Source organism: Mesorhizobium sp. M0815 (assembly GCF_040319995.1).
Classification (GTDB): domain Bacteria; phylum Pseudomonadota; class Alphaproteobacteria; order Rhizobiales; family Rhizobiaceae; genus Mesorhizobium.
Map to the genome: position 1 here is coordinate 114,506 of NZ_JAMYOU010000005.1, position 18,425 is coordinate 132,930.

The 18,425-nt window shown below is 61.7% G+C and carries 16 protein-coding genes, 1 tRNA gene and 1 pseudogene; 13 read left to right on the forward strand and 5 right to left on the reverse strand.

Annotation, left to right across the window (positions count from 1 at the left end; translation table 11 throughout):
• Positions 1 to 109: 109 nt before the first annotated feature.
• Positions 110 to 1,321, reverse strand: coding sequence for a UbiH/UbiF family hydroxylase (locus NKI01_RS08635; protein WP_352962806.1), 1,212 nt, complete (start codon positions 1,319 to 1,321; stop codon positions 110 to 112).
• A 61-nt stretch (positions 1,322 to 1,382) separates the two neighbouring features.
• Here NKI01_RS08635 and NKI01_RS08640 point away from each other — a divergent pair, with 61 nt between their 5' ends.
• The 8 genes from NKI01_RS08640 to NKI01_RS08675 all read left to right on the forward strand — a co-directional run bounded on the left by NKI01_RS08640 (position 1,383) and on the right by NKI01_RS08675 (position 9,646).
• The gene (locus tag NKI01_RS08640; RefSeq protein WP_352962809.1) at positions 1,383 to 2,321 is read left to right on the forward strand and encodes a DUF2182 domain-containing protein; all 939 of its coding nucleotides are present in this window, start codon (positions 1,383 to 1,385) and stop codon (positions 2,319 to 2,321) included.
• A gap of 13 nt (positions 2,322 to 2,334) precedes the next feature.
• Complete coding sequence (locus tag NKI01_RS08645; protein ID WP_352962812.1) at positions 2,335 to 2,949, forward strand: DUF1326 domain-containing protein; 615 nt, start codon at positions 2,335 to 2,337, stop codon at positions 2,947 to 2,949.
• A 35-nt stretch (positions 2,950 to 2,984) separates the two neighbouring features.
• The gene (gene pcsA / locus NKI01_RS08650; RefSeq protein WP_502898973.1) at positions 2,985 to 3,761 is read left to right on the forward strand and encodes a phosphatidylcholine synthase; all 777 of its coding nucleotides are present in this window, start codon (positions 2,985 to 2,987) and stop codon (positions 3,759 to 3,761) included.
• Positions 3,762 to 3,779: 18 nt separating this feature from the next.
• Positions 3,780 to 4,757, forward strand: coding sequence for a quinone oxidoreductase family protein (locus NKI01_RS08655; protein WP_352962815.1), 978 nt, complete (start codon positions 3,780 to 3,782; stop codon positions 4,755 to 4,757).
• Positions 4,758 to 4,936: 179 nt separating this feature from the next.
• A complete protein-coding gene (locus NKI01_RS08660; protein ID WP_352962818.1) occupies positions 4,937 to 6,502 on the forward strand; it encodes an ABC transporter ATP-binding protein in 1,566 nt (521 codons plus the stop codon).
• Positions 6,499 to 7,611 (forward strand): ABC transporter permease, encoded by a 1,113-nt coding sequence (locus tag NKI01_RS08665; RefSeq protein ID WP_352847942.1) that lies wholly within the window; start codon positions 6,499 to 6,501, stop codon positions 7,609 to 7,611. The genes NKI01_RS08660 and NKI01_RS08665 overlap by 4 nt, the downstream gene beginning before the upstream one ends.
• Positions 7,611 to 8,531 (forward strand): ABC transporter permease, encoded by a 921-nt coding sequence (locus NKI01_RS08670; RefSeq protein WP_352482567.1) that lies wholly within the window; start codon positions 7,611 to 7,613, stop codon positions 8,529 to 8,531. The genes NKI01_RS08665 and NKI01_RS08670 overlap by 1 nt, the downstream gene beginning before the upstream one ends.
• Before the next feature lie 47 nt (positions 8,532 to 8,578).
• Positions 8,579 to 9,646 carry a BMP family ABC transporter substrate-binding protein gene (locus tag NKI01_RS08675; protein WP_352482565.1) on the forward strand — a complete coding sequence of 356 codons (1,068 nt, stop codon included), beginning with the start codon at positions 8,579 to 8,581 and terminating at the stop codon, positions 9,644 to 9,646.
• Positions 9,647 to 9,712: 66 nt separating this feature from the next.
• Here NKI01_RS08675 and rimO read toward each other — a convergent pair whose 3' ends face one another.
• From rimO to NKI01_RS08695, 4 genes and pseudogenes are all read right to left on the reverse strand, one after another.
• Positions 9,713 to 11,026, reverse strand: a complete 1,314-nt coding sequence (rimO, locus tag NKI01_RS08680) for a 30S ribosomal protein S12 methylthiotransferase RimO (protein WP_352641841.1) — start codon at positions 11,024 to 11,026, stop codon at positions 9,713 to 9,715.
• Between the two features lie 146 nt (positions 11,027 to 11,172).
• Entirely contained in the window at positions 11,173 to 11,832 is a 660-nt protein-coding gene (locus NKI01_RS08685; protein ID WP_023717595.1) for a TerC family protein, read from the reverse strand.
• 193 nt (positions 11,833 to 12,025) lie between these two features.
• Positions 12,026 to 12,432, reverse strand: a pseudogene (locus tag NKI01_RS08690) (DUF930 domain-containing protein).
• A gap of 90 nt (positions 12,433 to 12,522) precedes the next feature.
• Positions 12,523 to 12,612 (reverse strand) — tRNA-Ser (locus NKI01_RS08695).
• Positions 12,613 to 13,059: 447 nt separating this feature from the next.
• Between NKI01_RS08695 and NKI01_RS08700 the strand changes: the two genes are divergently transcribed.
• The 5 genes from NKI01_RS08700 (at position 13,060) to NKI01_RS08720 (ending at position 18,353) form a co-directional block, all read left to right on the forward strand.
• Positions 13,060 to 13,806 carry a hypothetical protein gene (locus NKI01_RS08700; protein WP_245278523.1) on the forward strand — a complete coding sequence of 249 codons (747 nt, stop codon included), beginning with the start codon at positions 13,060 to 13,062 and terminating at the stop codon, positions 13,804 to 13,806.
• 275 nt (positions 13,807 to 14,081) lie between these two features.
• Positions 14,082 to 15,299 (forward strand): septal ring lytic transglycosylase RlpA family protein, encoded by a 1,218-nt coding sequence (locus NKI01_RS08705; protein WP_352587519.1) that lies wholly within the window; start codon positions 14,082 to 14,084, stop codon positions 15,297 to 15,299.
• A gap of 132 nt (positions 15,300 to 15,431) precedes the next feature.
• Positions 15,432 to 16,562 (forward strand): D-alanyl-D-alanine carboxypeptidase family protein, encoded by a 1,131-nt coding sequence (locus NKI01_RS08710; protein WP_036244342.1) that lies wholly within the window; start codon positions 15,432 to 15,434, stop codon positions 16,560 to 16,562.
• Between the two features lie 64 nt (positions 16,563 to 16,626).
• On the forward strand, positions 16,627 to 17,301 hold the full coding sequence (gene tmk / locus NKI01_RS08715; protein WP_352482558.1) for a dTMP kinase: 675 nt from the start codon (positions 16,627 to 16,629) through the stop codon (positions 17,299 to 17,301).
• Positions 17,298 to 18,353 (forward strand): DNA polymerase III subunit delta', encoded by a 1,056-nt coding sequence (locus NKI01_RS08720; RefSeq protein ID WP_352962822.1) that lies wholly within the window; start codon positions 17,298 to 17,300, stop codon positions 18,351 to 18,353. Before tmk ends, NKI01_RS08720 begins: the two co-directional genes overlap by 4 nt.
• Positions 18,354 to 18,425 lie beyond the last annotated feature (72 nt).

Sequence of the window (18,425 nt, forward strand, 5' to 3'; positions counted from 1 at the left end):
CCGTCGACATGTTCGTTATTTGGCGCAGACTCTGCGTCAATTCAATCCCGAAGCGCGTGACGCCGGGTTGAGTTCGCAAGATGCGGAGCAAGGGCGGTACCCAAGATCGCTAGCGCTCAGCCGGTTTTCGCAATCCACCAAAAAATGCCGCAAAACCGCTGCCGGGTCGCAGACCCTCGCGCATAAAAAACGCCCGCAACGGCGCAAACCCTTCAAGCACGCCAAGACCAGCGCTGCGCGCCAACTGGGCCGGCAGCATGTCGGAAAGCAACGACATGTTGAGCAGGTTGACCGCGCTGCTGCGTGCCAGGATGTCCGGCCGCCGCTTGAAATCATAGGTCGCAAGCGCCTTGGCGGCGCCCGGGTCCGAGCGATTTCTGCTTGCGGTACCAATCAGGTCGTCGATGTCCCTGATGCCGAGATTAAGGCCTTGCGCGCCGATTGGGGGAAACACATGGGCGGCTTCGCCGACAAGCGCCACGCGGTGCTGCGCAAACCGCCACGGGCTCACGGCTGAAAGGGGGTAGACCTGTCGGCCGGGCTCAACCGACACGCGGCCCAGCATCGATTGCATCCGCTGTTCGACCCGCGTCGAAAGCTCGGCGTCGTCAAGTGCTGCAAGGTCCCTGGCGGTATCGGGCTTGAGCACCCAGACAAGGCTGGACCGGTTGCCGGGCAGGGGAACCTGTGTGAACGGACCGGTCTCGGTGTGGAATTCGGTCGAAGTAAAGGCATGGTCGCTGCGGTGACCGAAATTGAGCACCAGCGCCGCCTGCGGATAGGATCGGACCGATGTCCGGATGCCGGCTGCCTCGCGGGCCGGCGACTGACGGCCATCGGCGGCAACCGCCAACGACGCCTCAATCTCGCTGCCGTCGGCGAGAACGGCATGGGCATGGTCGGCATCGAGGCGCCATGCCTCCACCATCGACTTTCGCCACTCGATGCCCGCATGCGCGCCGACAGCCTCGGCTAGCGCGCGGTTGAGAACGCTGTTGGGCACGTTCAGTCCGAATTGCTCTTCGTCGATCTCGCTGGCGCGAAAGGTCACTGTCGGGCCGCGGATCAGCCGGCTTGTTGCATCGACGATGCGCATCACCTTGAGCGGCGCTGCGTGCGGCCTGATTCTATCCAGGATCCCGAGCCGTTCTAACATCTTCAGGGCAGGGTTCATCAAGGCTGTCGTCCGGGCATCGGGGCCGGCTGCCTCGGGTCCGACGAGCGTCACCGGAAAGCCGGTCTCGGCAAAGCCAAACGCCGCGATCAGCCCTGCGGGGCCGCTGCCGGCAACGAGTATCCGTGCTGTTTCCCGATGATCCAAATTCGGCTTCCCGATTGCGAGGTGAGGCCTATCCGACCTGCCGGTCCATATAGGTCAGGTGATGTCGCTTGATCAACGCGGCGATTCGGCCCATTCGGTTGCCATGACCGGCCAACAAGACGATTTCAGCCACCTGGACGGTATCGGCCGTGCGATGGCGAGCGTTGCGCGCAGCCCTCGACTGACGGTGAGCGTTGTTGCTGGCATGGGCATCGCCCTTGCATGGCTCCTTCTCGGCGCAATTGCAGTTCGTGGTGCCGTAAGCCGGCTCCCGGGCACCGATGCACCCGGTGACACTATGCTGAGATATCTGCCGCAACTGCCGCTGCCGGATTTCCTTGCGCGTTTCTTCGCCCTCTGCCTTGCGCCGGCGCCGCTTCACGCAAGCCTAGGCGCGCAAGGCGGGGCACTCACCGCGATGTGGCTGTTGATGGCCATCGCGACCATGCTGCCCTCCGCGGCGCCGATGATCCGGACCTATTGCGAGATCGCAGATACCGCCAGGATCAAGAGGGAGCCGGTCGCCCATCCGTTGGTCCTCGTCGCTGGATATTTAAGCGTCTGGCTTGCCGCCTCGGCAATGTTCGCAGCCCTGACGCTAGCAGTCGATGCATTCGCGTCACCCGGGCAGATGCTCGATCCGGCGGTTGGAATTGCCGGAGCAGCCGCGCTGTCGATCGCTGGTCTCTATCAGTTCAGCTGGCTGAAGGAAGCCTGTCTGGAGAAGTGCAGAAATCCGTTCTCGGTCCTGTTCGCCAACTGGAGCGCCAGGCCCATTCGCATTTTCCGGCTCGGCATGGAGCAGGGCCTGTGGTGCCTTGGATGCTGCTGGGCGCTGATGCTGGTAATGTTTGCCGTCGGCGTGATGAACGTGTTCTGGATGGCGCTCATCGGCCTGTTTAGCCTGGTCGAAAAACAGACGGCAGGCAATCTGCCGACGCGGCTGGCCGGCGCGATACTGCTTGTCTGGGCAGCCACGCTGCTAGTAGTCTCGACATGAGGGGGAGAATTCGATGACAGACCAAAACTGGGCAATGAAGGGAGAGCTCGTCCTCTCCTGCAATTGCACGGTTTTTTGCCCTTGCGTGCTGTCGCTCGGCAATCATCCGCCGACAGAAGGCTATTGCCAGACCTGGGCCGGATTCCGCATCGATGCCGGCCATTTCGGCGAGGTCGACCTGTCTGGTCTCAATCTTGGGCTGGTCATGGAAATCCCCGGCTATATGAGCCGCGGCAATTGGACTGCCGGCCTGTTCATCGACAAGCGCGCCTCGGTCTACGCTGTGAAGGCACTGACGAAGATATTCACCGGCAAGGCCGGCGGAACCACATCGCTGCTCTCGATCCTGGTCGGACAGTTCCTCGGCGCCGAGCAGGTGCCGATCACCTACGAGACGCGTGAGAAAACGCGCATCTTTCAGATACCGAAGATCATCGATGGCGCGGTGACGCCGATCACCGGCAAGGATCGCGACAAGGATACGGTCATCACCAATTCGGAATACTGGATCGCGCCGGAGATCATCGTCGCCAAATCCGACAGGAGCAAAATGCGGGCCTTTGGCCGCAACTGGAACTTTGCCGGCCGCTCGGCCGAAATCTGCAAGCTGGACTGGCGGGGACCGTGAGCAAGAAGACGACGGCCAGGAAAATCGCCGACCGGATTCCGCGGCCGAAGAAGAAAGTCACATGGCCGCAGGCGCGGGCGTTCTCGGTCCATCTCTTGACCGCGTCGGGCTCATTCCTGGCGTTTCTGTCGCTGGTCGCAGCAAGCGAGCAGCGCTGGACGGCGATGTTCTGGTGGCTAGGGCTGGCGCTGTTCGTCGACGGCATCGACGGGCCGATCGCCAGGAAGCTCGACGTCAAGGAAATCCTGCCGACATGGTCGGGCGAACTCCTCGACAACATCATCGACTACGTGACCTACGTGCTGATTCCAGCCTTCGCGCTCTATCAGCGCGGCTTCATGGGCGAGCGCCTGTCGTTCCTGTCGGCGGCGATCATCGTGGTGTCGAGCGCAATCTACTATGCCGATACCGGCATGAAGACGAAGGAGAATTTCTTCAAGGGCTTTCCAGTCGTCTGGAACATGGTGGTGTTCACGCTGTTCGTCATCGAACCCGGACAATGGGTTTCGTTCGCCGTGGTCGTGGTGGCCGGCATTCTCACCTTCGTGCCGATCAATTTCATCCATCCGGTGCGGGTGAAACGGCTGCGGCCCATCAATCTCGGCATGACGCTGCTTTGGTGTGCTTTCGGCGCGCTGGCGCTGGCGCAGGCCGCGCTTGCCTCCTTCTATGACAAGATCGGCGTGCTGGGCGAGCAGGTCAGCGATTTCATCAAGATCGGAATTACGGTCACCGGGCTTTACCTAGCTTGCATCGGCGCTATCATGCAGTTCTTTCCAAATCTCGGCGCCAAGCCGGACAAGAAAGCCTGATCCCAAGAGAGCTGGAAAATGTCCAAAGCGATCCGCATCCACGCCAATGGCGGTCCGGAGGTCCTGACGTATGAGGATACCGATCCCGGGCAGCCGGGCTCGGGGCAGATTCTGGTCAGGCACACCGCGATCGGTCTCAATTTCATCGACGTCTATTATCGCTCGGGCCTTTATCCGCCGCAGGGCGGATTTCCGCTGATCCCCGGCGGTGAGGCGGCCGGCGTGGTTTTGGAGGTCGGCACAGATGTCGACTGGCTGATGCCCGGGGATCGCGTCGCCTATGCGGTGACCACCGGCGCCTATGCCGGGCAGCGCGTGATCGCCGCCGACCGCGTGGTGACGGTGCCCGGCGGCATCAGCGACGAACAGGCCGCGGCTATGATGCTGAAGGGCATGACCGCCGAGTACCTGTTGCGCCGTACCTTCAAAGTGAAGGCCGGCGACACGATTCTGTTTCATGCGGCGGCAGGCGGTGTCGGGCTGATCCTCGGCCAATGGGCCAAGCATCTCGGCGCGACGGTGATCGGCACCGCGAGTTCCACCGACAAGATCGAGCTCGCCAAGGCCCACGGCTTCGACCACGTGATCAACTATCGCGAGCAGGATTTCGTCGCCGGTGTTGCCGCCATCACCGGTGGCAAGAAATGCGACGTGGTCTACGATTCCGTCGGCAACGATACATTCCCGGCCTCGCTCGATTGCCTGCGGCCGCTCGGCACGTTCGTCAGCTTCGGTCAATCATCTGGGCCGATCCCGCCCTTCAGCATCTCATTGCTGGCGCAGAAGGGCTCGTTGTTCGCAACGCGGCCGACGCTGTTCGTCTATAATGCCAAGCGCGAGGACCTCGAGGCTTCCGCCGCCGCCTTGTTCGATGTCGTGCTCAGCGGTGCAGTCAAGATCAAGATCAATCAGCGTTACGCGCTCAGCGATGCCGGCAAGGCGCATTCCGATCTCGAAGGGCGCAGGACGACCGGGACAACGATACTTATCCCTTGAGCGCCCGCAGTTTCGGCCCGCCGACGCCGCGGTTCTTGCGAACTGCGCTTTACCGCTTGAGTTTCCGCTGAAATTCTTGAAGCTCTTTCAAGTCGTGAGGCGCTTACCGTCGAGAGCAGGGCGCGCATACGATGCTTGCGGGAACACAGAACATATCTGGCAAACCGGATGGAGGCACCGTGAGTGCAGATCAAGACGGCGCAAACCTGCTGGAGGTTCGCGGCCTCACCAAGATATTCGGCACGCTGACGGCGTGCGACCATGTCGATCTCAACATCGCCAAGGGCGAGATCCATGCGTTGCTTGGCGAGAACGGCGCCGGCAAGTCGACGCTGGTGAAAATGTTGTTCGGATCGCTGGAACCGAATTCCGGCGAGATTTTCTGGAATGGCCAGGCAGTCCGGATCACCAGCCCCGGCACCGCAAAAAAGCTCGGCATCGGCATGGTTTTCCAGCATTTTTCGCTGTTCGAGGCGCTGACGGCGGCGGAGAACATCGCGCTGTCGCTGGATGACGGCTCGCCGATCAGCACGATCGCGGCCAAGGCGAGGGCGCTCTCCTACAGTTATGGCCTGCCTCTCGATCCGCTATCGCTGGTCGGTGATCTGTCGGTCGGCGAGCGTCAGCGTATCGAAACCATCCGCTGCCTGCTGCAGACGCCGCAACTCATCATCCTGGACGAGCCGACTTCGGTGCTGACGCCGCAGGAAGCCGATAAGCTGTTCGAGACGCTCGAGCGGCTGCGTTCGGAAGGAAAATCCATCCTCTACATTTCGCACCGGCTGGAAGAGGTCAAACGCATTTGCGACCGCGCCACCGTGCTGCGTCACGGCAAGGTGGTCGGCCATTGCAATCCGCGCCAGGAAACCGCGTCTTCGTTGGCGCGGATGATGGTGGGCAACGAGGTTCAGGCTGTGGTGCGGGCGCCGGCCGAAGATATCGAGACCGCGCCGGTGCTGCTTCAAATCCGCGAACTCACCCGCAAGCCGGCGACCCCGTTCTCGATCCCGCTCAGGAACATCAATCTCGAGGTCCGCGCCGGCGAGGTGATCGGCATTGCCGGTGTGGCCGGCAACGGCCAGGGCGAATTCTTCGAATCCGTTTCCGGCGAGGTGCTGCAGCAGGATGCCGGCTCGGTCCGCATCCGCGGCAAGGATGCCGGAGGCCTCACCATCACCGGCAGGCGCCTGATGGGCGCTGCCTTCGTCCCGGAAGAGCGGCTCGGCCATGGCGCAGCACCCCGCATGAAGCTTTCGGAGAACCTGCTCCTGTCGCGCCACGCCACCGACGGCAAGATGCTTGTCGGCGCTGGTGGAATGGTCAAGAGCGATGCAATCTATTCCGCTGCCCAGCGCATCATAAAGGCGATGGACGTGCGCAAGAGCGCGCCGGATCCGGAGGCTGCGGCTCTTTCGGGCGGCAATCTGCAGAAATTCATCGTCGGCCGCGAACTCGACCGCCGGCCAAGCGTCCTGGTGGTCAATCAGCCGACCTGGGGGGTCGACGCGGGTGCGGCGGCCCACATCCGGCAGGCGCTGATCGAGCTAGCGCGCAGCGGCTCGGCGGTGCTGGTGATCAGCCAGGACCTCGACGAGCTGTTCGAGATTTCCGATGCGATCACGGTCATGCACAATGGCGAACTGTCGAGGCCGCTGCCGATAACTGAAGCGACATTCGAGAAGATCGGGCTGCTGATGGGCGGCTCAGAACCCGGGCATGCCGAACATACGTTGGAGACGGCTTGATGCGCCTCGAACTTGTAAAACGCCCGCAGCGCTCGATGCTGTTTTCGGCACTCTCGCCGTTCATCGCTTTCGTTTTGACGATCATTGCTGGTGCTATCATGTTCGCGCTGCTCGGCGTCAACCCGTTGACGGCGTTCCGCATCTACTTCATTGAACCGATCAGCCAAGTCTGGCAGTTGCATGAGCTGGCGATCAAGGCCGCCCCCCTGATCCTGATCGCGGTCGGGCTGTCGGTCTGCTACAAGGCAAACATCTGGAACATCGGCGCCGAAGGCCAGTTCATCCTGGGCGGCATTGTCGGCTCGATCATTCCCGTGCTGTTTCCGCAGTTCGAAGGTCCATTGGTGCTGCCGCTGATGCTTCTGCTCGGCATGGTCGGCGGGGCCGCCTATGCCGCAATTCCGGCACTGCTGAAGACGCGCTTCAACACCAACGAGATCCTGACCAGCCTGATGCTGGTCTATGTCGCCCAGCTCTTCCTCGATTGGCTGGTGCGCGGGCCGTGGCGCGATCCGCAAGGCCACGGTTTCCCGCAGACCATCCAGTTCAACGACTCGGCCATACTGCCGGAACTCCTCCCGGAATCCGGCAGGGCGAACTGGGGATTTGTCTTCGCGCTGATCGCGGCAGTACTGATCTGGATCCTGATGAGCCGGATGCTGAAAGGCTTTGAGGTCCGCGTGCTCGGCTCGAGCCCGAGGGCAGGGCGCTTCGCCGGTTTCGGCCTGAGCCGCATGGTTTTCTTTGCCTTTCTGCTGTCGGGCGCGCTGGCCGGACTTGCCGGCATTTCGGAGGTCTCTGGCGCCATCGGCCAGCTGCAGCCGGTGATCTCGCCCGGCTACGGATTTACCGCCATCATCGTGGCATTCCTCGGCCGGCTCAATCCGCTCGGCATCGTTGCCGCCGGCCTTGTGCTGGCGCTGACCTATCTCGGCGGCGAGGCGGTGCAAAGCGCGCTCGGCATCTCCGACAAGGTGGCGCGCGTGTTCCAAGGCATGCTTTTGTTCTTCGTGCTCGGCTGCGACACGCTCATTCATTATCGCATCCGCCTAATCGGCTTTGCCGCGCCGAAACTCGAGGCAGCACCGAAGCTGGAGGAAGCCCGCTGATGGACATCACCGTCAACATCCTCTTGACCATCGCGACGGCGGCGACGCCGCTGCTGATAGCGGCGATCGGCGAACTGGTGGTCGAACGTTCCGGCGTGCTCAATCTCGGCGTCGAAGGAATGATGATCATGGGTGCGGTCGGCGGCTTCGGCGCCGGCTATCTGACCGGCTCGCCGTGGATAGGGCTGTTGGCGGCAATTGCCATGGGGGCAGTGTTCTCGCTTCTGTTCGCCCTCATGACCCTGTCGCTGGCCACCAATCAGGTGGCCACCGGCCTGTCGCTGACGCTGCTTGGCCTCGGCCTTTCCGGCATGATGGGGACGAATTTTGTCGGCCAGCCCGGTGAGAGATTGCCCAACCTCGATATTCCCGGCCTGACCGCAATCCCCATCGTCGGCAGGCTGCTGTTCGGTCAGGATCCGATCTTCTACATCTCGATCGCGCTGACCGCCGCCGTCATGTGGTTCCTGTTCAAGACCCGCACCGGGCTCACTCTGCGTTCGATCGGCGACAGCCATGCATCCGCCCATGCGCTTGGCATCCACGTCATCCGTTACCGCTATCTCTCAGTGATTTTCGGCGGCGCTTGTGCCGGCCTCGCCGGCGGTCATCTATCGCTGGTCTACACACCGCAATGGGTGGAGAACATGACCGCCGGCCGCGGCTGGATCGCGCTGGCTCTGGTCGTCTTCGCCTCCTGGCGGCCATGGCGGGTGTTGGCCGGCGCCTATATCTTCGGCGCGGTCTGGATCGGCCAGCTTCATGCACAGGCATTTGGCATTCCGGTCCCCTCGCAACTGCTTTCTTCGCTGCCCTATCTGGCAACCGTCGTGGTTCTCGTTCTAATCTCCCGCAACAAGCGTCTGACGATGATGAACACGCCGGCTTCCCTGGGGCAGCCATTCGTTCCGGATCGTTGACAACAAAAAGACGGAAGCTCCAAGGCTTAACTCAGAGAGGTAACACAATGAAAAAACTGCTTATTGCCCTGATGGCGACGACGGCCGCATTGTCACTGGCGGCGTCAGCCGAGGCGGCGGACAAGTTGAAGGCCTGCTGGGTCTATACCGGCCCGATAGGCGATTTCGGTTACTCCTACCAGCACGACCAAGGCCGCCTCGAGGTGGAAAAGGCACTCGGCGACAAGGTCGAGACCGCCTATCTCGAGAACGTCTCCGAAGGCCCCGACGCCGATCGCGCCTTCGAACGCCTGGCACGCGAAGGTTGCAAGATCATTTTCGGCACGTCCTTCGGTTTCATGGACCCGGAAGTGAAGATCGCCAAGAAATTCCCCAAGGTGATGTTCGAGCACGCCACCGGCTACAAGACGGCCGAAAATCTCGGCATCTACAATGCGCGTTTCTATGAAGGCCGCTACGTGCTTGGCCAGATCGCCGCCAAGCAATCGAAGTCGGGCGTCGCCGGCTACATCGTTTCCTTCCCGATCCCGGAAGTGGTGATGGGCATAAATTCCTTCATGCTCGGCGCGCAGTCGATCAACCCGAACTTCAAGGCGAAGATCGTCTGGGTGAACTCCTGGTTCGATCCGGGCAAGGAAGCCGACGCAGCCAAGGCATTGTTCGACCAAGGCGCCGACATCATCGTCCAGCACACCGACTCGACCGCTGCTTTGCAGGTGGCGGAGGAGCGCAAGCTGCACGGCTTCGGCCAGTCCTCCGACATGATCAAGTTCGCGCCGCACGCGCAGCTGACCTCGCTGACCGACGAGTGGGGCCCGTACTACATCAGCCGGGTCCAGGCGGCGCTCGACGGCACCTGGAAGCCCGACAATGTCTGGCTCGGCATCAAGGACGGCGCCGTCAAGCTGGCGCCGTTCACCAATATGCCCGACGACGTCAAGGCGATGGCCGAGGCCACCACCAAGAAGATAGCCGACGGCTGGAATCCCTTCACCGGGCCGATCGCCAAGCAGGACGGCACACCATGGCTGAAGGACGGCGAGGTCGCTGACGACGGCACGCTGCTTGGGATGAATTTCTACGTGAAGGGCGTCGACGACAAGCTGCCACAGTAAGCAACCGGAAACACATCGAACGAAAGGGCGCCACGCGGCGCCCTTTTTGTTTTGGATTGAGTGATATCAGACCGCCGAGCCGTAGAGGTCGTAAGCGTCGGCACGATCGATCTTGACCGTGACGATGTCGCCGGCGCGCAACGGCCGCCGCGATTGGATATGCACCGCACCGTCGATTTCGGGCGCATCGTATTTGGTCCGGCCCTTGGCCGAATTGCCATGTGCTTCGTCGATCAGTACCGGCAGGCGCTTGCCGATTTTCTTGGCGAGCTGCGTTGCCGAAATCTTCTGCTGGCGCTGCATAAAGCGGTGCCAGCGGGCTTCCTTGACCTCCTGCGGCACTTGCTTGAGGCCGAGCTCGTTGGAACGGGCGCCTCTGACCGGCTCGTATTTGAAGCAGCCGGCACGATCGATCCTGGCCTCGTCCAGCCAGTCGAGCAGCATCTCGAAATCGTCGTCCGTCTCGCCGGGGAAACCGACGATGAAGGTGGAGCGAATGGCGAGATCCGGACAGATCTCGCGCCAGCCGCGAATGCGCTCGAGCGTCTTCTCGCCATGGGCGGGCCGGCGCATGTTCTTCAGCACCTGCGGCGAGGCGTGCTGGAACGGGATATCGAGATAAGGAAGGATAGTGCCTTCGGCCATCAGTGGGATGACGTCGGCGACATGCGGATAGGGATAGACATAGTGCATGCGCACCCAGACACCGAGCTTACCCAGCTCTTCCGACAGATCGAGGAATTTCGCCCGCACTTCGCGATCGCCGAACATGCTGGTCTGGTATTTGATGTCGATGCCGTAGGCGCTGGTGTCCTGCGAGATGACGAGGATCTCCTTGACCCCGGCCTTGGCCAGCTTCTCGGCCTCGCGCAACACGTCGGCGGCCGGCCGCGATACGAGATCGCCGCGCAGCGCCGGGATGATGCAGAAGGTGCAGCGGTTGTTGCAGCCTTCCGAAATCTTGAGATAGGCATAGTGGCGCGGCGTGAGCTTGACGCCCTGCGGCGGCAAAAGGTCGATATAGGGATCGTGGCTCGGGGGAGCGGCCTCATGCACTGCCGCCATCACGCTTTCATAAGCTTGCGGGCCGGTGATGGCGAGGACGTTGGGATGTCTTTCACGGATGACGTCCGGTTCGGCGCCGAGGCAGCCGGTGACGATGACCTTGCCATTCTCCGAAAGTGCCGAGCCGATGGCGTTGAGCGATTCGTCGCGGGCCGAATCGAGGAAGCCACAGGTGTTGACGACGACCAGGTCGGCGCCGTCGTGCTTGCGGGCGATCTCGTAGCCTTCGGCGCGCAGGCGCGTGATGATGCGTTCCGAATCCACAAGGGCTTTCGGGCATCCAAGACTGACGAAGCTGACACGAGGGGCGGACATCAAAGCTTTTCCGGATTTTCAGGATTGGCGGCGCAGTACCACAGTTGTTGCCGCATTGGTATGGGCAGCGGCTGCAGCGAAACGCAAGCGCCCCCGAAGGCTGGCCGAAGTCGAAGTGCCGGCCGATGCGAATTCGAGTCGATGCGTCAGCTCACCGCACTGCTGACATGCGGCAAGACTTCCACCGCGCCTCGATAGATCATATCGAGTGCGACATAGAAGATGATCAAAAGGCCGATATAGGCGATCCAGCGATGGCGGTGCAGCAGCTTGGCGATGAAGCTCGCGGCAAGGCCCATCAGCGCGATCGACAGGACCAGGCCGATCACCAGCACCTGGAAGTGATCGCGCGCTGCGCCGGCGACTGCCAGCACGTTGTCGAGCGACATAGAGACGTCGGCGATGACGATCTGCAATGCAGCCTGACCCAGGGTCTTCTTACGCGCCTTCCCGGCCACCATATTATCGCTGTTGATATCGGAATTGGACAACGCCTCGGTCGCCTCCACTTCGTCGGCATGGGAGGTGCGCAGTTCGCGATACATCTTCCAGCACACCCACAGCAGCAGGATGCCGCCGGCCAGCAGCAGGCCGACAATCTGGAGCAGAGTGACAGTGATAGCTGCAAAACCGATGCGCAGCACCGTCGCCGCCACCACGCCGATAAGGATCGCTCTCTTGCGCTGCTCGACCGGCAGGCCGGCAGCGGCAAGGCCGATGACAATGGCGTTATCGCCTGCAAGCACGAGATCGATGGCGATGACCTGGAGCAGGGCAGAGAAGCCCGCGGCGGTGAAAATTTCCATCGACTGGGAGTTCCCTTGCTGGTTGGCCGGCCGTTCGCGTCGAATGCCTGGAGGCCCTAACGTGTATGGTTCCCGCGCGTCAAGGGACTGGTTGGAACAAGGTCGGCAAACCGCTCGTCACGGCGGCAACATACAGAGTTTGCGACGATCGGCCCGAAACACCGGCGAAAATGCGGCCAGAGGTCGCGAATGCCTAGTTGTAGAGATTGTATTTGGGCCATTCGCTTTCGGGAATTTCGTCGCCAATCCGGTAGCGGAGCTGCAGGACCTCCATATGGTCCGGCGCTGTCTCGCATTTAAATTTCAGCCGGTACCATTGTCCCTTGCTGCGAAACGCAGCGCCCAGGCTCCTGATCGCATCGGCGCCCATTTCGGGCGTCGCAAAGGCGTAAGCGACGACGCGATCGGCTCTGTATTGTGGTCGTCGCGGGTAATCCGGTCGAGAATTTCGGCGTCGCATCGCTGCTCCAGCCGGGTTTGCGGGTCGAGTTTAAGCAGGCCGGCGCGCAATGCGCTGTCCATCGCGGTGGCCGGCCAAGCCACTATCGTCCATGCGAAAACCGCAGAAAATAGTTTATTCATAGGCGGGAGAAGCATCATATTCGGACGGAGAAATCAACCCGATCGGGGGTCACTTCCCGGTCATCTCGACGCAAGCCCAGGAGATTGCTTTCGGGACAAGGCTTCAAATGGCGGAGGGAGTGGGATTCGAACCCACGGTGGGCTTGCACCCACGCCGGTTTTCAAGACCGGTGCCTTAAACCGCTCGGCCATCCCTCCAAGGTGATTTTTCAATCACTTAGGATATCGCGAGAGGGCGGGTTCGAGCAGTCGGTACCGGATTGGCACCAGGACGTTCCCCGACCGGTTCGCGCTTCATTCCTGTAAAGCCGCATTCAACACCAAGTCAACCATGGCGACCGCACCTTTGGGCGCGATTCAGGACGGTGAGCAGCCCGGCATGGCGACCTGTGTTTTGTGCTGAGTGTGGAAAATCGTTTTTAAAACCCGCACAGACTATTAATCGTTGTGCGCCGATATGTTGGGCGCATTAAACACATGTAAGTAAATCGTATTCCGGAGTTGATTTTGGCCGTACTTGGCGCTCTCCCGCCCGGTCTTCGCTGTAGACCAATTCGAGAAACCGACTGGGAGGGAGTGGTCGACTGTCTGTGCAGGGGCTTTCCGGCGCGTAACCGGAGTTACTGGATACAGGCTCTGACCCGTTTGTCGCAGCGGCCCGCAGTTGCCGAGTTCCCACAATATGGCTTTGTTTTGGAGCATGCCGGTCGGATCGTCGGCGTTGTGCTCACCCTTTATGCTCGCTACCAGGGGTCGGAGGGCGACGAAATCCGCTGCAATCTTTCAAGCTGGTCAGTCGACGCAGAATTCCGTCCCTACGGCGCCATGTTGGTTGCGGCGGTTCTCAAGCGAAGGGATGTGACCTACACGAACATTTCGCCGGCACAAGCGACATTGAAAGCCAACCGGGCGCTCGGCTTTCGGCTCTTCTCCAGCGGACAATTTACCTTCGTGCCGGCTTTAAGTTCGGCGCAGCGGTCATGTCGCGTGCTCGAAGCGCGTCCCGATCTTCCGGAATTGGCGATGCTGTCCGAGAGTGAGAGATACATACTCTCTGAACACTCCACGCTGGGCTGCCTGTCGTTGATCTGCATTTGCGACGGAGCAGCGTTTCCCTTGGTGTTGATGCCGCGCCGAATGTTGCACGGTCTTATCCGATGCCATCAGATCATCTATTGCCGCTCGCTCGCGGATTTAAGCCGGTGCGCCGGTGCCGTGGGGCGCTTTCTCTTGCGAAGGGGAATCCTGGTTTGCTTTGTCGACGCCAAGGAGCCGATTCCAGGTTTGTTGGGGTGGTACCGCGCCAACAAGGGGCTGAAATACTTCAAGGGCCCCAGACCACCCGCACTTGGAGATCTGACGTTCACCGAGCTTGTGATATTCGGTCCCTGAATCTGCGCTCGGAGACATGCCAACGCCGGGCAGCAAAGCGTGCGGGCACGAATGGCGCTGGTGATCGATACGCGATGATTTTCATGCCGATCGGCGAGACGGTCGTGCCACAATCTCGCCCGGTTCCGACCACAATCGGTTAATACGGTGATAAACAATTCCTGCGCACAAAAGGATTGGGGTTGGGAGTCGCCGGCGTTTCTGGAGTGGGTGCTTTGGCACCGCCAACGTTAAAGCTGCGGTGCCTTCGTCGAGACTGTAGGGGACAATCGAAAATGCAGACTACGGCGCGCCCGCGTCTTCGTCGCGCTTCCGCTTTCGCGCTGTTTGCCTTGTCGGCAGCCTTTCTTGCGGCATGTGCCGGGCCGCAGCAAAAGGCGATGGTCAACAAGAAACCACGCTCCAAGGAATATTTTTCCGAAGCCGAATACGGTGTGAAAGCCAGCCCGCGCGTGATGTTCAAGACGTCTCGCGGACGCGATCAGCTCGGCAGACCCTATCAGGTGCGCGGCAAGTGGTACTATCCAAAGGAAGACAAGCGTTACGCCAAGGTTGGCCTCGCATCCTGGTATGGTGAGGCCTTCCACGGCCGGTTGACCGCCAACGGCGAAGTCTACGACATGGCAGATCTGACGGCGGCGCATCCGACCATGCCGCTGCCGAGCTATGCGCGTGTCACCAACATGAAGACCGGCAGCTCGGTGATCGTGCGCGTCAACGATCGCGGACCCTATCATGATGGACGCATCATCGATGTGTCTAAGCGCGCTGCTGAAATGCTCGATTATGCCAATATCGGTACGGCCGAGGTGAAGGTCGAATATGTCGGCCGTGCGCCGCTCGAAGGCAATGACGGTCAATATCTGATGGCCTCGTACCATCCCGGCAACAAGGCACCGGATCCATCGGACGGTCTGCCCAGCGGTGTCATGGTCGCCATGAATGGGCCGTCGCCGAGCCTGCCGGTAAGCGCCGCGGTGGTGCCGTTCCCCGGTCAGCTGACGAATTCCGGGCAGGCATCGGAAGCTGTCGTTGCGACGCAGGCACCGGCCTCCGGCGATGTGACGCTGCCCGAATTTGGACCGATCGTGCCGGAGCGTCCGGAAATCAACCTGCCGGCGCAATCGCCATTCACTGTGGCGTCGCTGTCCTATGCCAATGAGCGCGTGCAGCGCGCCTCCAACGCCTTCGCCGCGCTGGATGGCGTCGGCATGTCGCCCGCCGAGATTCTTCAATCCTGGAAACGGCAAGCTCCTCCAGCCGGGTCGCCCACGGACTATGTCGCGGCGGGTTCGTTCGAGGATGCCGCCGAAGCCGAGCGGGTGGCGGCCAAACTTTCCAGCTTCGGCAAGACCGAGATCCAGCGCTCCGAACTCGACGGCAAAGGCTGGTACTCGGTCAACCTCTATGCCGACGGCCATGGCAGCCTGGACGAGATGCTGCAGGCCGCGTGGTCGCATGGTGCGCCGGATGCGCTTGCCGTACGCAACTGATGGCGGGTCGCCTGGCTTTCTCGTGCGCGATTGATCCGCCGTGGAAAAGCCTGCTAGCTTCGGCCAACTTGCAAAAGAGCGCCGGCTGACTGGTCGAACCCGATGAAATTTTTCCGTCCTTCCACCGGGCTCATGACGCTCGGCCTGCTGCTGCTCTCGCTTGTGCCGGTCTCAGCACAGCTTTTCGAGACCAAGGCCGCGCAGGCCTTCATGATCGACGCCGAAACCGGCACCGTGCTGTTTTCCAAGGATGCGGACAGGTTGATCCCGCCGGCCTCGCTGGCCAAGCTGATGACGATGGAAGTGGTCTTCGACGCCATCAAATCAGGGCGCATGACGCTCGACGACACTTTCGTGGTCAGCGAGAACGCCTGGCGCAAGGGCGGCGCTCCTTCGGGGACATCGACCATGTTCGCGAAACTCAAGTCGACGATCCGGCTGGAGGACCTGATCCAGGGCGTGACCGTGCAGGCGGCCAATGACGGCTGTATCGTCATCGCTGAAGGAATGGCCGGGTCCGAAGCGAATTTCGCGGCGCAGATGACCGAGCGCGCCCGCCAGATCGGCTTGCAGAAATCGACCTTCGTCAATTCCACCGGTCTGCCGGCCGACGGGCAGCAAACGAGCGTTCGCGAGCTTGCGCTTCTGGCCCTGCATATCTGGCGCAACTACCCGGATCTCTACCGCTATTATGGCCAGAAGGATTTTAGCTGGAACAAGATTTCCCAGAGGAATCGCAACCCGTTGCTGGCCATGGATATAGGCGCCGACGGCCTTGCAGTCGGCGCCAGCGAGCAATCCGGATTCGGCATAGTCGGCTCGGTCAGCCACAATGGAACAAGGATGATTGCGGCAATGAGCGGACTGGCAAACGACCGCGAGCGCGCCGAGGAAGCGCGAAAGCTGCTCGACTGGGGCGTTCGCTCGTTCGAGAAGACGGAGATATTCGCCAAGGACGAAGTGGTTGGCGAAGCCCAGGTCTTTGGCGGCTCCAAATCCGGCGTCGCGTTAAAGGCTAATGGACCCGTGGAGATCTTCCTACCGATCGCCAACCGCGACAAGCTCACCGCCAGGATTGTCTATGACGGACCGGTGGCAGCGCCGGTGGAGGAGGGGCAGCCGGTGGGTACGCTGCGCGTCTGGATCGGCGATACGCTGAGCCAGGAGACGCCGCTTTTTGCCGCCGAGTCGATCGGTGTCGGTTCGTTGCCGCAACGCGCGCTCGATGCCGCCAAGGAACTGGCCGTCGGCTGGCTGCGTTAGCACCGTCGCGGTGGACCTTTTTTCCCGCCGGGACTATACGGTCCCCGAAGTATGGACAAAGGCTTTGGCGCGCGGATTTTTCATCACTTTTGAAGGCGGCGAAGGAGCAGGCAAGTCGACGCAGATCGGGCGGCTGGCAAAGAAGATGCGCGCCAAGAAATACGATGTACTGGTGACGCGTGAGCCGGGTGGCTCGCCGGGCGCGGAGGCGGTTAGGCATGTCCTGCTTTCAGGCGCAGCCGAGCCGTTCGGCCCCAAGATGGAAGCGCTGCTTTTCGCCGCCGCGCGTTCCGACCATGTCGAACAGGTCATCCGGCCGGCAGTCGAGCGCGGCTCGGTCGTGCTTTGCGACCGTTTTATGGATTCCTCTCGCGTCTACCAGGGCGTCACCGGAGGCCTCGACCCGGCATTCATGGACGCGTTGGAGAAGGTCGCCATCAACGGCATGGTGCCGGACATGACGCTGATCTTCGACATCGACCCCGCCGAGGGACTGAGGCGCGCTACCGCCCGACGGGGCAGCAGTGACGGCCCGGACCGCTTCGAGAAGGAAACATTGGCCATCCACCAGCGCCGCCGCGAGGCGTTTCTGACCATCGCCGCGGCTGAACCCGAACGCTGCGTCGTCGTCGATGCATCAGCAGACCCGGACACGGTGGAGGATGTCGTTACCGCCACCGTCTTCGCGGCTCTCGAGAAGATGATGCCGGCGCAAAGCAGACAGGCGGCGCCGGCATGATTTTCGAACGCATCGCACCCGAACAGCACGATACGCTGGACGGGGTGCCGGAGCCATCCGAGACGCCGCGTCTCGTCGGACATCTTCAGGCCGCCGATATGCTTGCCGCCGCCTATCGCTCGGGAAAGCTGCCGCACGCGCTGATCTTTGCCGGGCCGGTCGGCATCGGCAAGGCGACGCTGGCCTTTCACCTGGCGCATCACCTGTTGAAGCACCCGGCCTTCGGGCAGGCGCCGGAAAGCCTTGCCGTTCCCGATCCGGCATCGTCGCTGTTTCGTCAGATCGCCACCGGCGCGCATCCTTCGGTGCTGCATCTTACGCGCCCCGCAAACGACAAGACCAAGAGCTTCAAGACCGTGGTCACCGTCGACGAGATCCGCAAGGTCAGCCGCTTTCTGTCGCTGACCTCGCATGACGGCAGCTACCGGGTGGTTATCGTCGATCCCGCCGACGACATGAACACCAATGCTGCCAATGCCTTGCTGAAGAATCTTGAAGAACCACCGGCGCGCACATTGTTCATCCTCATCGTCCATGCGCCGGGCAGCCTGCTGCCGACGATCCGGTCGCGCTGCCAGATGGTGCGGGTGGCGCCGCTCGATGCCGAGAGCTTGATGACGGTTCTGGAGGGCATCGAGCCACCGCCACCGGAGGATCCTGCGGCGCGCGCGGCGCTGGCGGAACGGGCAGGGGGCAGCGCCCGCAATGCGATCCTGCTGACGCAATATGGCGGGCTGGAAATCGCCGCCACCCTCGACGCCCTGGTGATGGCCAAAAAGACAGATGTCGCCGGCGCCTACCGTCTTGCCGAGGCGGTCGCCGGCCGCGACCAGGCGATCCCGTTCGAGATATTCAATCGCCGCGCACTTGATCTTCTGTCGGCCGGCGCCAGCCAGGCCGCGCTGGCCGGCGATTTGGCGCGGGCCAAAACGCTGTCGGATACTTGGCACGAGGCTTTGAACGCTATATCTGAAACCGAGACCTACAATCTCGACAAGAAGCAGCACGCCCTGACCATGATCGACCGCCTGAATTCTGCAATGCGAATGTGACGGCCGCTGGCATGGCTTTGAAGCCCCTGAGCATTGATCCCAATCAATCGCAGGAACTTCGAAGCCACCACA